Source organism: Flavobacterium geliluteum (genome assembly GCF_017948595.1).
Classification (GTDB): Bacteria; Bacteroidota; Bacteroidia; order Flavobacteriales; family Flavobacteriaceae; genus Flavobacterium; species Flavobacterium flavipigmentatum.
The window spans coordinates 60993-75666 of the sequence record NZ_JAGFBV010000025.1; the positions used below are offsets into that span (position 1 = coordinate 60993).

A 14674-nucleotide genomic window follows, 5' to 3' on the forward strand; every position below is an offset into this window, starting at 1 on the left:
CGCTGGTCGCTGTTTTCCGGCTAGAAAAATTAGTTTTTTTGGCTCCGGGCTTTTCTCTTCCATCTGGGCTAGCAGCCACCGGATTTACGATTGCCATTAACGAATCAAATTAATAACGAATCAACTAAAAATTGGAAATACTAATTATATTTTTTCTGATATTACTAAACGGAGTGTTCTCAATGTCTGAGATTGCGTTAATTTCGGCCAGAAAAAACCGACTAGAAACAGCTGCTAAAAAAGGTAACAAAAGTGCCAAAATAGCGCTCGATCTCGCCAACTCTCCAAACAAATTTTTGTCAACAGTACAAATCGGAATCACCTTAATCGGAATTTTAACTGGTATTTATAGTGGCGACAAAATCACAATGGATGTTGAAGTCTTCGTAACCGGATTTGCATTTTTAAAACCCTACGCACATACCGTTGCCGTTGGGATTGTTGTAGTGACCTTGACGTTTTTCTCGTTGGTTCTCGGAGAGTTATTACCAAAACGTATTGGTTTAAATTATCCTGAATCTATTGCAAAAGCCGTGGCATTGCCCATGAAAATCGTTTCGATTATTACTGCACCCTTTATCTGGTTGTTAACGTCTTCGACTGATTTTTTACTGAATATCCTTCAAATAAAACCAAGTGCTGACGGCAGAGTTACCGAAGAAGAAATAAAAGCGATCATCAAAGAAGGAACAGAAGGCGGAGAGGTACAGGAAATTGAGCAGGATATCGTAGAACGTGTTTTTCATATTGGCGACAGAAAAGTAAATTCGCTAATGACGCATCGCAAATCGGTAGACATGCTGCCCCTAAATGCTGATAAAGCCAAAATAAAAGAATTGGTTTTGATGGATTTACACACTGTTTATCCAGTGTATAGCGACAACTATGATGATATTGTGGGTATCGTAACCTTAAAAAATATATTTGCCAATATCGAGAGCGAACATTTCGATTTAGCAGCAATCATGACCGATCCTCCTTATTTAATGGAGCAAACCACAGCGTACAAAGCGTTGGAGAATTTTAAAAGAACCGGAGTGCATTACGCATTGGTTTCTGACGAATATGGTGTTTTTCAAGGAATTATTACCTTAAATGATATTTTGGAAGCGTTAGTAGGAGATGCATCCGATTTTTATAAAGATGAATTTCAATTGATCGAAAGAGAAGACGGTTCATGGCTGGTTGACGGACATTATTCGTTGCACGATTTTCTAACGTATTTTGAGTTGGATGAACTCACAAACGATTATGATGTAAATACCGTAAGCGGCATGATTATGACCGAACTTTCACATATTCCGAAAGAAGGCGAGAAATTAATCTGGCAAAAATTTGTACTGGAAGTCATCGATATGGATGGCGTAAAGATTGATAAAGTGTTAGTAAAGACACTTAAAGAATAGAGAGAATTTGTTTCAGGTTTTATTATGTTTCAGGTTTCAAGTTAAGTGTGTTGCGCCAACTTGAAACCTGAAACTTTAAACTTTAGACTATACATAAACAAAAAGAAAATGACAGAAGGAAATTTTGTAGATTATGTTAAGATATACGTTTCTTCCGGAAAGGGAGGAAAGGGATCTACACACTTACATAGAGAAAAATTTATTGAAAAAGGTGGGCCGGACGGTGGTGATGGTGGTCGCGGCGGACACGTATATTTGGTTGGAAATAAAGGTCTTTGGACATTGTTTCACTTAAAGTTTGCCCGTCACATAAAAGCAGGTCACGGTGGCGATGGTGGAGGAGACCGTAGTACAGGTGCAGATGGAGAAGATAAATTTATCGAAGTGCCTTTAGGAACGGTTGTAAAAGATAAAGAAACGGGAGAAACGTTGTTTGAAATTACCGAAGACGGTGAAAAAAGAATTCTTTCGAAAGGAGGAAAAGGAGGTTTAGGAAACTGGCATTTTAGAAGTTCAACCAACCAAACACCAAGATATGCTCAGCCAGGTTTACCGGGTGTAGAAATGGATGTTATTTTAGAACTTAAAGTTTTGGCCGATGTTGGTTTGGTAGGTTTTCCAAATGCTGGAAAATCAACTTTGTTGTCTGTATTAACGTCTGCAAAACCTAAAATAGCTGATTATCCTTTTACTACTCTAAAACCAAATTTAGGAATTGTGGCTTACAGAGATTATCAATCGTTTGTAATTGCTGATATTCCTGGTATTATAGAAGGTGCTGCAGAAGGAAAAGGTCTCGGGCATTATTTTTTACGTCATATTGAGCGTAATTCGACCTTATTGTTTTTGGTTCCGGTGGATACACCGGATATTAAGGGAGAATATGATATTTTGGTAAATGAGTTAACCAAATACAATCCTGAAATGTTGGATAAAGAACGTCTTTTGGTAATCTCAAAATGCGATATGCTAGATGATGAACTGAAAGCCGAGTTAAAAGTAGAACTTGATGTTGCTTTTAAAGATATTCCATATATGTTTATTTCTTCTGTGGCGCAACAAGGGCTGACAGACTTAAAAGACAAGCTTTGGAAAATGTTGAATGAGTAGAAAAATAAAAAACCCGACAAAATTATATTTTGCCGGGCAGCACTAACTATCAAAACTTCAAACAAAAAAACAAAAGGCCGTTGTTACGGTCTTTTATTTTTTGAGGGTTATTTATAGTGCAAAGTTTTTAGAGATTCCGATATTAAATGTTTTTCCAAAATCAAATCCAATGCTTTCTCTTCTGGCATCATTGCGGCCATCTATATTGTTGTAACCAACTCCGCCAATAGAGAAATTTAAACCAAAACCTTTTTTCATATTTATAAATAAGTTAGGAACAAGAGTAGCGTATATACCGTTTGCATTATTTAAAGATTCGTTTTGATACCCAGCTCCAAGGTCAGCAAATACAGAAAATGTCTCAGAAAGTGGTTGCGTATAACGTAAAAACCCTCCAACTTTGTAATTTTCGGTTTTTTCAGACCAATCGGTATCAACACTAGCGATCGATCCTTCAACTCCTGCAGTCCAGTTGTCTGTAAATTGATATCCGACTTTTGGGTTAAATTCGAAAGAGGTTGATTTTGCTTCTCCAACTTTATCAGATGAAAATCCAACGTTACCACCTACCAGTACGGAACCTTTTTGTGCGCTAGCCATTGCTGATATAATCAATGCAGCACTTAATAATAATTTTTTCATTTTGTTTATTTAATTAATTTCTGACAAAACTAAACAAAACATTATTGTAAGAAAATAATTATTTGTTAATTTTTTATTGAAAGTTAATTTTTACAAAATTAATAAGTTTTTAAGGAAAATTTTCTTTTAATTTTTGAAAGTGTTAGTTTTCATAGTTTTAAATTAGTACGAAAACGGTTTCTTCTTTTTTATTCCGTAAATATTGATTTCATAAAATTGTCTCATAATAGATCGTCTATATTTTGTTTTTAGGTATTCTGCACTGGTTTTACTGAGAAAATGAATTATATTCGCATAACTAAAATAAATAAATATGAAAAAAATAATTTTATTCTTAACAATGTGTCTTATGGCTTTTCCTGTAAGAGCCGATGAGGGAATGTGGTTTTTGATGTTCATCGAAAGATTGAACCATAGGGATATGGAAAAAATGGGTCTGCAATTGACCGCTGAAGAAATTTACAGTATCAATCATCATAGCTTAAAAGATGCTATTGTACAATTTAACGGAGGCTGTACTGCAGAAATTGTTTCTAAAGAAGGATTGGTACTTACGAATCATCACTGCGGATACAATGCAATTGCTGAACTTTCGACAGCAGAACAAAACTATTTGAAAGATGGGTTTTGGGCCAAAGAAAAAAGTGCCGAAATGAAACCAAAATCACTATACGTTCGTTTCTTCGTGCGTATGGATGATGTTTCTAAAAGAATTTTATCAAAAGTAAATGATAAAATGACGGAAACAGAGCGAAATAAAATCATTCAGCAAGAGATTGCATTAATCGAAAAGGAAAATAACGAAGGTGGAAAATATACCGTTTCTGTTCGTCCTTTCTTTCAAGGAAATGAATATTATTATTTTGTTTACCAGGATTACACCGATGTTCGTTTGGTAGGGACGCCTCCTGAAAGTGTTGGTAAATTTGGTGGAGATACAGATAACTGGGAGTGGCCTCGTCATACAGGAGATTTCTCAATGTTTAGAGTATACGCTGATAAAGACGGAAATCCTGCAACTTATTCTAAGGACAATGTGCCATTGCAGCCGAAACATTATTTACCGGTAAATATTAAAGGAGTAAAAGAGAAAGATTTTGCCATGATTTTGGGTTATCCTGGAAGAACGAATCGCTGGATGCCAGCGGGCGGAATTGAGCAAAATGTTAAATATGCTTATCCTGCTTGGGTTGAAGGTGCAAAAACCGGAATGGACCAAATGAAAAAGTACATGGATGCCGATGCAACAGTTCGTTTGCAATATGCTTCAAAATATGCCTCGACTGCCAATTACTGGAAAAACCGTCAGGGTATGATTGATGCTTTGACAAAAGCAGGAACTGCAGCAACAAAAGAGGAGCAGGAAGATAAATTTTATGAATGGTCGACTAAACCTGCTAATAAGGATAAGTACGAAAATGTAATTCCTACTATCAATGAGTATTACAGAGCGACTAACTTAAAAGCAACTCACGATAATTACTTAATGCAACTTTTGCGTACGTCAAGTTATGCAGCAGGACCAGCAAATTTAGGAAATGCATTGATTGCTTATTATAACGAAAATGATGCTAAAAAAGCCGAAATGTTGCCTAAGATTACTGCCATGATCGACAATATTTATGGTGATTTTTATGCGCCTCTTGAAAAAGATGTTTTAACGGCACAATTGAATTTATATGCTGCAAAAGCGTCTGAATACGGGTTGGCTCCGCAAATAGCAAAAATGAAATCTGAAAATAACGGTGATTTTGCTGCAGATGTTGCAAAAGCAATCGAAATAAGTTATTTCTCAACCAAAGAGAAAGTCGTAGCTTTTATGGCAGATCCAAAACCATTGGCCATTGTACACGATCCTTTGTATATTATTTCTAATGATTTACTAACAAAATACCGTACTAAAACCGCAGACCAAACAAAATCGGATGATGATTTTGCAACTGCTTATCGCAAATTGGTAGAAGGTTTTAGAGAATCAAAACTTAATGCCATTCAATATCCTGATGCCAACTCAACTTTGAGATTGACGTACGGAAAAGTTCGTGCTTTACCAGCTGACAATCGCAACGATGCCAAAATAAACAATTATACTACCATGGACGGTATGGTAAAAAAGTATAAAGCAGGAGATCAGGAATTTGATTTGCCAGCTCGTTTGTTAGAATTGAACAAAGCCAAAGATTTTGGCCAGTATGCAGACAAAAATGGTTACATGCCTGTAAATTTCCTTACTGATAATGATATCACAGGAGGAAATTCAGGATCGCCAGTGCTTAACGGAAAAGGAGAATTAATTGGTGTTGCTTTTGATGGCAATATCGAAGCAATGGCAGGAGATGTGATTTTTGATCCCAATTTGCAAAGAACCATCAATGTAGATATTCGTTATGTACTTTGGCTGATCGATAAATACGCCGGGGCAAAAAATATTATTGACGAAATGACGATTGTAAAATAATTCGATCTTTGTTCTAAAAGCAAACCCGACACATTTTTGAAATGTGTCGGGTTTTTTATGTTTTTTGGTTAGTTCTAAAGAATATTGGTTTGACCAAATTTTTATTTTTAAAAGTAAAAAATCATTACTTGACTTTTACCCGAATTCCTTTGGTATGACTTGCAAATTCGGGAGCATACATACTCTGAATTGTAGTGATTCCGTTTGAGAATTCTCCGCTATTGTTCACTCTAATATCATATTCTAATACATAAGTTCCTTTGTTGATTTCTTCAAAAAAGAAGTGTGTAGCTGCATCTTTTGTACTCATATAAAACCCTAATCCGTCTTTGTATTGGTACTCCGAAAGTACATTTACTGGTTCAAAACAAGAAGCACGCATGTCTTTTAAATGAACAAATTCCATGTCTTCTTTTGATTTAATAATTAATCGTACAGTAACCAAATCGCCTGTTTTTAATTCTTGTTTAGAAGTGATTTTTTCTAACTCCTTTCCTTTGAGGCTAACATTTTTCAGATACAATTCTTTGGTTACGGATAAAGCCGTTTCAGTACTGGTTTTTATTTTATCCAGATCTTCAAAATACTGCCAATACACGCCGCCAAAACCTGGTACCTCGGATTTGTTTTGTATGTTAACAGTCGCCATTTCGTTTTTTACTTCGTTTGCTTTCCAGCTAAGTTTAATGTAGCCAGTTTCTGCCTCTTTTTCGTTTTCGGATAATTTTTTGGTCATGATTTTTTCATCTCCAATTTTAATGATGGTATTGTCTTTTACACTCATCCAGTCATTGCCCTGTAATAATAAAGCATAAATGGCTTCGGTTGTAGATTTTGTGGTAGGCCAATTTTTGGTTTGCTTGTTTTTTAATAACCAGACTTTCATAGCATCAACAGATTTGTTGTCGTGCGTCACTTCGGCGAAAGCCTCAATCAATAAAGCTTGCGTTTCTATCGGTGCCTGATACCAATACCAGCCAGCTTTGTTGGCAATCCAGTACATGCCCCAATCTTCGTTATTTGATGCATTTTCTTTAAGGCTTTCTATGATTTTTTTAGCGACTTCAGTTTCTTCAAAACGGTTGAGAGTGAGAGCAGCAAGACCTTTTTCATAAAGTGAGTACGTCATCCAGTCTTTTTTGGCAGTTTCCAAATAGATTTTTGTCACTGCTTGCAGTTTTTTAGAAAGTGGATATTTTTCTAAATAAAAACTTCTGGTGTACAAATAATGCAAATCTGAGTACGGGTTGATCCAGATTAATTTAGAAGTTTTTTTTGAGTTTTCTATTCTTCTGTTATGAACCTCCATGAATTTTTGGTCTAAAAAAGGAATCCCATTTTTAGCAATTTCGTTTGTTTGCGAGGCATTGTCGTCATTTTTGCTTAATTTAGAAAGATGTCCCAAACCTGCCAGAATATGCCTTGTGATGTATTCACTTTCGTTACCTCCGTCAAACCACGCAAAACCTCCAGATGTTTTTTGTTTTTGTTTTAATTTATCGAAGATCGTTTTTTGAGAAGTTTTCATTTTTTCTAAATCGAATAAAAGGGCTAGATTTTTTTTCTTTTCTTCTTCAGTTTTCGAGTCATTCAACCAAGGGGTTTCCGCCAGAATAATCGATTTTAACTCTTCGTTTTCTTCTAGTTTCGACGCTGGTTTTTCGCTTTTTTTCCAATTTTCAAAAACAGTTGCAATTTTAGGATTACTCAAAATAATTTCAGAGGCCAAAGCATTCGCATAAAATCTCGCAAAAGTTTGTTCGGCACATTCGTGTTCATATTCCATTAAATAAGGCAATGACTGCATCGCAATCCATGTTGGATTTGAAGTGTATTCTAATGTAAACTGATGATTTTTTAATGTTTTTGAATGGTTGTTTTTTAAGTTCTCAAATGTGTATTCTTTAGAGCTGTTTTCACGTACCCAAATCGGAATACTTTCTGTGACTAGCATATTGTTACTAAGAACCGGAAGAATGTTTTCTTCGCCATCGGAGAAATCACCAGATTTAGCCATAATTTTATACTGAACACCTTGCAAACCTTCAGGAATAGTGATAGTCCAGCTGGTATTGGTGTTTCCAAAAGCAGTAATTGCAAAGTTTTTTACGTTCTGTGTATTGAGCATTTTGGTATCGATAGGTTCCATCGTTGTTGCGTCAAAAAGCTGTAAAATTGAGATTCCGGTTTTAGATTCATTGGTGATATTCGAAATTTTAGCGTTGATCACAATAGTATCTTTTTCTCTAAAAAATCTAGGGAAATTAGGCAAAATCATCAAATCTTTTTGCGTTACGACATTTTTCTCTAAATAACCTGTAACAGCTTTTTTGTTATGAGCCATTAGACGAAATTTCCAGGCAGTCAAAGCTTCAGGCGTAGTAAAATTGAAACTCACTTTTCCGTTTGTATCCGTTTTTAAATTTGGATAAAAGAAAGCCATTTCCGAGAGATTTTTTCTGGCTTTTACCTGAGTTAGCTCTTCTAATGCTTTTTTTGTAGTAATAATAATCACTCCATTTGCGCCTTTACTTCCGTATAAAGCAGTCGCCTTAGCATCTTTTAAAACATCAATTGACAGAATATCTTGTGGATTTATGTTTTTTATGTCTGTCACGATTTGTCCATCAACAACATACAAAGGAATTGTTGATTGACTCGATGCTGCTCCTCGTATTAGTATTTTATCTGCCCCATTTTTTTCTACACTTACGCCCGCAACGTAACCTTGTAATTGTGTTGCAATTCCTTCCGTATTATATATATTATTGTCTTCTTCAATTTGCATTCTTTCGTCATCGGATGCTAAACGTGTGATGGCGGCAGTCAAAGACTTTTTTTTCATAATTCCGTAACCAGTCACCACAACTTCTTGCAAACGGCTGTTTTCTTCTTTTAGAATAATATCAATGGTTTTTGTGTTTTTGACTAGGACAGATTGATTTTTGAAACCAATATAAGTAAAAACAAGCTCTTCATTTTCTGCGGCTTCAATTTCATAATAACCATCAAAATCAGAGGATGTTGTTCTTTGCGTTCCTTTTATAGTAATAGAGACACCCGGAAGTGGCATCTCTGATTCATCGGTTATGATTCCCGAAATCATTTTTGCGTTTGCTGGTTTTTGTGTTTTTTTACTAAGCTGTTTTTGATATTCTTTCTGCAGGTAAACAGAAGTATTGGCGTTGTTAAAATCAAATCCAAACCAAATAAGTTTTGAGTTTTCGTTATTTAGTTGGACTCTTTTTTTGGGAGTGTTCAGATTCATTAAATAACGGGATGTTTTATCAAAACCCAAACTAGACTTACTATTGCTGCCATTATAAAAATAGTCGTTAAAACCCAAAGCATCCCAACTTCTCGTTGTAAATTGGTCTAGCGAGCTATCGTACATCGAGGCAAGTACCTCGGCTTCATTGAGAGTATTGGTCGATTTTAGTATAAACGACCAATTCTCGCTAATCCCAGGTTGTAGTTTGTTTCGAAATGTTTCTACACTAAACTCTAGTTTTGTCGCTTCTTCTTTTAGTAATATAGCAATGTCATCATAAAAAACAGCGTTTTCAAAAACACTTTGAAAACCTATTTTTAAGTATTTTTCAAATTCTTTGTTAAGTTGAATTTTAACAATGCTTTCATTGTTTTCTAAGTGAATGTTGGTTTCAAAAAAAACTTTATTATTGTAATTTCCTGTCGCTGAAATATAAAGTTCCGGAATGACCGAAGTTACTTTTAGCGCCACAAAACCATCTTTTTTCGGATTTTCATTCACTTGTTTGATGGTAAATAAAGTGCTCGTATTAAATTTGTCTTTGCTTTGCAGAATTTGAAATTCTGTTGAAGATTCAATTAGATTATCAAAACTGTCCTTTGCAGAAAAAATAACTTTGTAATTACCGGATTTATATTTTTCGATAAAATCCAAAACAATTTTTTTGTCTTTTTCTGTGTTAATTTTTTTTGAGTAGACTAATTTTGTTGCTGTATTGTTGTTATTTATTTCTTCATTTTTTTCATAAGGAAATAATTTTTCAAATGTTTCTTTATTGATGGTTTCAATGTCTGGATTTGTCCAAACTCTAGGCTTGAATTTATTTGAAAACGGACTCTTATAATAAATTTTAATTTCACCTTTTGCTGCCAAAAACTCTCCGTTTAGGTTGGTGCTTGTTAGTGCGATCTCGTTTTTGTCTTTAGTCACAATTTGATTAGGAAGAGTGGCAGCGAGAACCAAGTCGTGATAGCCTACTTTGACAATGGTTTCGGCCTCATGAGTTTCTCCGTTAATATCGGTAACACTCGTATTTATGCGATAATTAAAAATAGGTAATTGCTCTTTTTTGCTGTTTTTAGAAGGAACAGCAATAAAGTCAATGGTGAATTTTCCCGAAGCATCGGTTTTTGTTTCTCCGGTGACCAAAGTTTCGGTTTCTTCCTGCTGGCCATAATAATTTCTAAAATAATTAGTATATCGAGTAACGCTGTATTTGACTACCGCATCAGAAATGTTGCTCCCTGCAAAGGCTTTGGCATTACCTTTTACCTTGATGGCTTGATTAACCTGAAAACTGTCTTTTTTGGGTTCAAAACTAACCTCAAATTTAGGGCGTTTGTATTCTTCTACGCTAAAATCAGTACTCGAATCTTCAAAATCAACGTTTTCCCAAAACGGATGTTCGTCTGTTTTTTTGTTATAAACAATGTCATTTTCGTATGTTGTAGGTTCGTCGGCTTCTATTGTAAAATTGCCTGTCAGGCCATTTTTGGGCAATATAAATTCGCCAGAAAAAGAGCCAAACTCATTAGTTGTGACATCAAATTTTTTAAATTCGTTATCATCTGCGTCCTGAATTATAATTTTGAATGTTGTAAAAGGAACTACAGTTGTTTCGTTTTTCTTTTTTTGAATTGCAATTCCTTTATAATAGACCGTTTGACCGGGGCGATAAATGGCACGATCTAAATAAAAATCGACTTTTCCTTTAAAATCAGTATTTTCATTATCCTTTTCTGAAAATTCACTAATATGATTGAGGTAATTTTTTTTAACTAAAATAGTATCCGTTTTACTGGCCACTTCAAGATCATTGTTGTTATAAATGTATTTTTTTTGAGGAGAAACGGCTACACCATTTTTATTGGTTTTAATTCTAAAATGATTCGATTTGATCGTGACATTTTCCAGAGGTCTTCCTGTTTTTCTATCCAGAACCTGAAAAGTTTCTCCGGCTTCGTTTTGAGAGGCTAAAACCGCCAAATTTGAAGCTGTAATGGTTTCATAAGCAAAGGCTTTGTTGTCTTTTGTGTCAGAATCACTTTCAAAATAAACCAAATAAGAACCTGTTTTTAATTGAGGCAAAAGTACTTCGGTAGTGTATTCAAAAAAATCATTTTTATTCAATATTAGATAATTCTCTGTTGCGATCGCGTTCTTTTTTTGTAACAAAGCGTTTATTAAACTATCTTTTTTAGTAGTGTTCTCGCCAAATTGCAAAAGTTGTTTTTGATTGATCGGGTAAAAAGAAACTTTTAACTGTGTAACATTTTTATATCGAATGTATGCTCTGGTATTTTCATTAGCATAAATAAATTTTTGAAGCTCAATATTTATTGATTTAGAAACAATATTTGCTTTTTGCTGCAGCGCCAATTTGTGAGCATTTGATCGATTATTTACCGAAATAATACTGTCTAATATTGTAATAGATTGTATGTTGTACTCTGGATAAGTTTCTTTTGAAGCCTTTTGTGATAGTATAATTGCTTTCTCTAACTGAATTTTCTGAATGAAATCGGCGTCTTTGACCTCTTTCTGTAAACTAACTAAGGCTTTAAAATAGGTGTCATCAGACTCAAGTAGCATATTTTTGGCATATTGCATGCGCTCCAACTGATTGTCTCCCGAAGGATAATTTGCCTCTTGTTTTTGGTATAAAGTCAAAACAGTACGTAAATTTTCATTGGTGACAAAATCGAAATTTATTTGTGAAAAATCAGTGGATTTTCCTAAAAGCTGCTGTGTGTAAGGAGTGAAATCACTTTTTGTAAACTCCCATTGTCGTACTTTTTGTTGATACAAATCGATATTTTCTTTTAATAGGTAAGAAAATAAAGTTTCTTTTTTGAATTTTTCGAGCGTAAAAAAATCAAAAATAAGTTCGTATTTTTCTAACGAAGTCTCTTTTAAAACTTTTTCGTTTTCCAACGTTTTTTGTAATACCAACTTTATTTGACTTTTAAAATTAATTTCTGTCCAGGTTAAAAAGTCTTCGTCAAGAACAGCGGTATTGGTTCTACGCTGAATTTGATACGTATTTCTGTTATAATAATCGTTTAGACATTTTGCATAAACAAAATTCAAAATCGCTTGTGATGGTATAGAAACACTATTGATTTCACTTTTCAAATGATCTAAAATTTTTGTTTTTGCATTTTCATCAACTGCTTGCAAATATTTAGACTGATAAAAAAAACATTTTATCATTTGTACTTCGTCTTTGGTTACTCTGGCGTTTTTGTAAATTTCGAGAACAATTTCATTAGCCGATTTTATTTTACCTTCATTTTCAAAGGCAATTACTTTTTCCCATTTTTTATCATTTTGTTGGGCAAATAACGAACATGAAAGCAGCAGGAATGCAAATACTATATTTTTCATAACATGGTTTTAATATATAGAGCGCTAATTTTAGAAAAAGGTTGGGAGGGTTTTAAAATAAATTCGTACAAATTACTAATTTCTCACCAAAAGCAAACAATGCATTTTATATTTCCTTATTTTTGAGATATGAAAAACCTACTAATCTTTTTTTTATTTGTTCCAATCTCTGTTTGGTCTCAATCTAATTTTGAAAAGGCCGAGAAGTTGTTTCATGCAAAAAAACATGAAGAAGCACAACTTATCTTTGAAAGAGTTTTAGAAAGTAAACCCTCAGATATAAAGACACTTGAGTATTTGGGCGAAATCGCATCTCATGCTAAATCATGGGTCAAAGCGGCAGAATATTTTAAAAAACTAAAAGAATTAAAACCCAACGAGGCAGATTATTTTTACAAATACGGCGGAGCTTTGGCCATGAGAGCTATGGAAGTAAATAAATTCAAAGCTCTTGGAATGGTTGATGATATGAAGGAGGCATTTGAAAGAGCAATTGTTTTGGAGCCCAAACATATTCCGGCCAGATGGGCATTGATCGAAATCTATCTGCAATTGCCAAGTATTGTGGGAGGAAGTGAGTCAAAAGCGATTTCATTTTCAAATCAGTTATTACAAATTTCGGCAGTTGATGGGTATTTGTCGAGAGGAAGAATTGAAGAATATTTTAAAAGATATACATTGGCAGAAAAATATTATTTGAAAGCCAACGAAATTGGTAAATCAAAAGTCACATTTCAAAAATTATATAATTTATATTTGAACAAATTAAAAGACCCTAAAAAAGCACAAGAATTAAAACGAAAATTTGAGGCATAATTTGCAGCTTCAGGTAATAATTGGAATTTAAATGAAAACACATTTCATCGCCATAGGCGGAAGTGCGATGCACAACTTAGCATTAGCGCTGCATAATAAAGGATATCAGGTAACAGGGAGTGATGATGCAATTTTTGAACCTTCAAAATCAAGATTAGAAAAAAAAGGAATTTTACCAGCTGAATTGGGTTGGTTCCCTGAAAAAATTACTGCCGATATAGAAGCGGTAATCCTTGGGATGCATGCCAAAGCAGATAATCCGGAATTGCTAAAAGCCCAGGAATTGGGTTTGAAAATATATTCGTATCCAGAGTTTTTATACGAACAATCTAAGAATAAAACACGTGTTGTAATCGGTGGTTCACACGGAAAAACAACCATTACTTCAATGATTTTGCACGTCATGCATTATCATAATATACAAGTAGATTATATGGTTGGCGCCCAATTAGAAGGTTTTGATACGATGGTGCATCTTACCGAAGAAAATGATTTTATGGTTTTAGAAGGCGATGAGTATTTGTCTTCTCCTATAGACAGAAGGCCAAAATTTCATTTGTACCAACCCAACATAGCTTTGATTTCCGGAATTGCCTGGGATCATATCAACGTTTTTCCCACGTATGAAAACTATGTCGAGCAATTCGAAATTTTTATTGCCAAAATTACCAATGGTGGCATCTTAGTATACAATGAGAATGATCCGGAGGTAAAACGTGTTGCAGAAGCCGCTACAAACCCAATTCGAAAATTAGCGTATCATACTCCCGAATACAGTGTAAACGATGGCGTAACGTTGTTGAAAACTCCCGAAGGCGATATGCCAATTGAAGTTTTTGGAGCGCACAATCTGAATAATTTGGCTGGAGCCAAATGGATTTGTCAAAATATGGGCGTTGACGAAGCCGATTTTTACGAAGCAATTGCAAGTTTTAAAGGCGCCTCAAAACGTTTAGAAAAAATCGCTGAAGGAAAAGGAAAAGTGGCTTACAAAGATTTTGCGCATTCACCAAGTAAAGTGGCTGCAACAACAAAAGCCGTAAAAGAGCAGTACCCAAACAGAATTTTGGTTGCTTGTTTAGAATTACACACGTATTCTAGTTTGAATGCTGAGTTTCTTAAAGAATACGAAGGAGCTCTTGAATATGCTGATGTGGCCGTGGTTTTTTATTCGCCAGATGCAGTAAAAATAAAACAATTGGAAGAAGTAACGTATGATCAAATTGCAAGTGCCTTCAATAGAAAAGATCTAATTATTTATACTAATCCAGCGGAATTTAAAGAGTATCTATTTAATTTAAACTTAGAGAATTCTGCTTTGTTATTAATGAGTTCAGGTAACTATGGTGGACTGAATTTTGATGAAGTAAAAGGTTTGATCGAGTAATTATAATGGAAGGGAAAAGCAATAATAGGCTTGTTTATAAATCTAATTTGAATACATTCGATTATATTAATTTATTGAGTTATTAATTTAGATTCTGTATCTTAGTAGTTGTAAAACAGTACTTATGGAAGAATTTAAAGGTCAAAATATACTCAATCTGGTAAAAGAATTCCCAAATGATGATGCTTGTAAGGCTT

General features: G+C 34.3%; 7 protein-coding genes. 5 read left to right on the plus strand and 2 right to left on the minus strand.

Annotation, left to right across the window (positions count from 1 at the left end; genetic code table 11):
• The first annotated feature begins 131 nt into the window (after window positions 1-131).
• Both J3495_RS14785 and obgE read left to right on the plus strand, forming a co-directional pair.
• On the plus strand, window positions 132-1406 hold the full coding sequence (locus J3495_RS14785; RefSeq protein WP_210667311.1) for a hemolysin family protein: 1275 nt from the start codon (window positions 132-134) through the stop codon (window positions 1404-1406).
• Between the two features lie 108 nt (window positions 1407-1514).
• Window positions 1515-2516: a GTPase ObgE gene (gene obgE, locus J3495_RS14790; protein WP_210667312.1), complete on the plus strand. Its 1002-nt coding sequence runs from the start codon at window positions 1515-1517 to the stop codon at window positions 2514-2516.
• Between the two features lie 111 nt (window positions 2517-2627).
• Here obgE and J3495_RS14795 read toward each other — a convergent pair whose 3' ends face one another.
• Window positions 2628-3158 (minus strand): outer membrane beta-barrel protein, encoded by a 531-nt coding sequence (locus J3495_RS14795; protein WP_210667313.1) that lies wholly within the window; start codon window positions 3156-3158, stop codon window positions 2628-2630.
• 313 nt (window positions 3159-3471) lie between these two features.
• On the opposite strand from J3495_RS14795, the gene J3495_RS14800 reads away from it, so the two are divergent.
• The gene (locus tag J3495_RS14800; protein WP_210667314.1) at window positions 3472-5616 is read left to right on the plus strand and encodes a S46 family peptidase; all 2145 of its coding nucleotides are present in this window, start codon (window positions 3472-3474) and stop codon (window positions 5614-5616) included.
• 124 nt (window positions 5617-5740) lie between these two features.
• On the opposite strand, the gene J3495_RS14805 is transcribed toward J3495_RS14800, so the two are convergent.
• The gene (locus J3495_RS14805; protein ID WP_210667315.1) at window positions 5741-12274 is read right to left on the minus strand and encodes an alpha-2-macroglobulin family protein; all 6534 of its coding nucleotides are present in this window, start codon (window positions 12272-12274) and stop codon (window positions 5741-5743) included.
• 129 nt (window positions 12275-12403) lie between these two features.
• Between J3495_RS14805 and J3495_RS14810 the strand changes: the two genes are divergently transcribed.
• Entirely contained in the window at window positions 12404-13090 is a 687-nt protein-coding gene (locus J3495_RS14810; RefSeq protein ID WP_210667316.1) for a tetratricopeptide repeat protein, read from the plus strand.
• Window positions 13091-13121: 31 nt separating this feature from the next.
• On the plus strand, window positions 13122-14477 hold the full coding sequence (locus J3495_RS14815; RefSeq protein ID WP_210667317.1) for a UDP-N-acetylmuramate--L-alanine ligase: 1356 nt from the start codon (window positions 13122-13124) through the stop codon (window positions 14475-14477).
• Window positions 14478-14674: the final 197 nt, after the last annotated feature.

Excerpts from the sequence above, each read along its gene's own strand:
- obgE (WP_210667312.1), top strand. The coding sequence starts at position 1,515 with ATGACAGAAGGAAATTTTGTAGATTATGTTAAGATATACGTTTCTTCC.
- J3495_RS14795 (WP_210667313.1), bottom strand. The coding sequence starts at position 3,158 with ATGAAAAAATTATTATTAAGTGCTGCATTGATTATATCAGCAATGGCT.
- J3495_RS14800 (WP_210667314.1), top strand. The coding sequence starts at position 3,472 with ATGAAAAAAATAATTTTATTCTTAACAATGTGTCTTATGGCTTTTCCT.
- J3495_RS14805 (WP_210667315.1), bottom strand. The coding sequence starts at position 12,274 with ATGAAAAATATAGTATTTGCATTCCTGCTGCTTTCATGTTCGTTATTT.
- J3495_RS14810 (WP_210667316.1), top strand. The coding sequence starts at position 12,404 with ATGAAAAACCTACTAATCTTTTTTTTATTTGTTCCAATCTCTGTTTGG.
- J3495_RS14815 (WP_210667317.1), top strand. The coding sequence starts at position 13,122 with ATGAAAACACATTTCATCGCCATAGGCGGAAGTGCGATGCACAACTTA.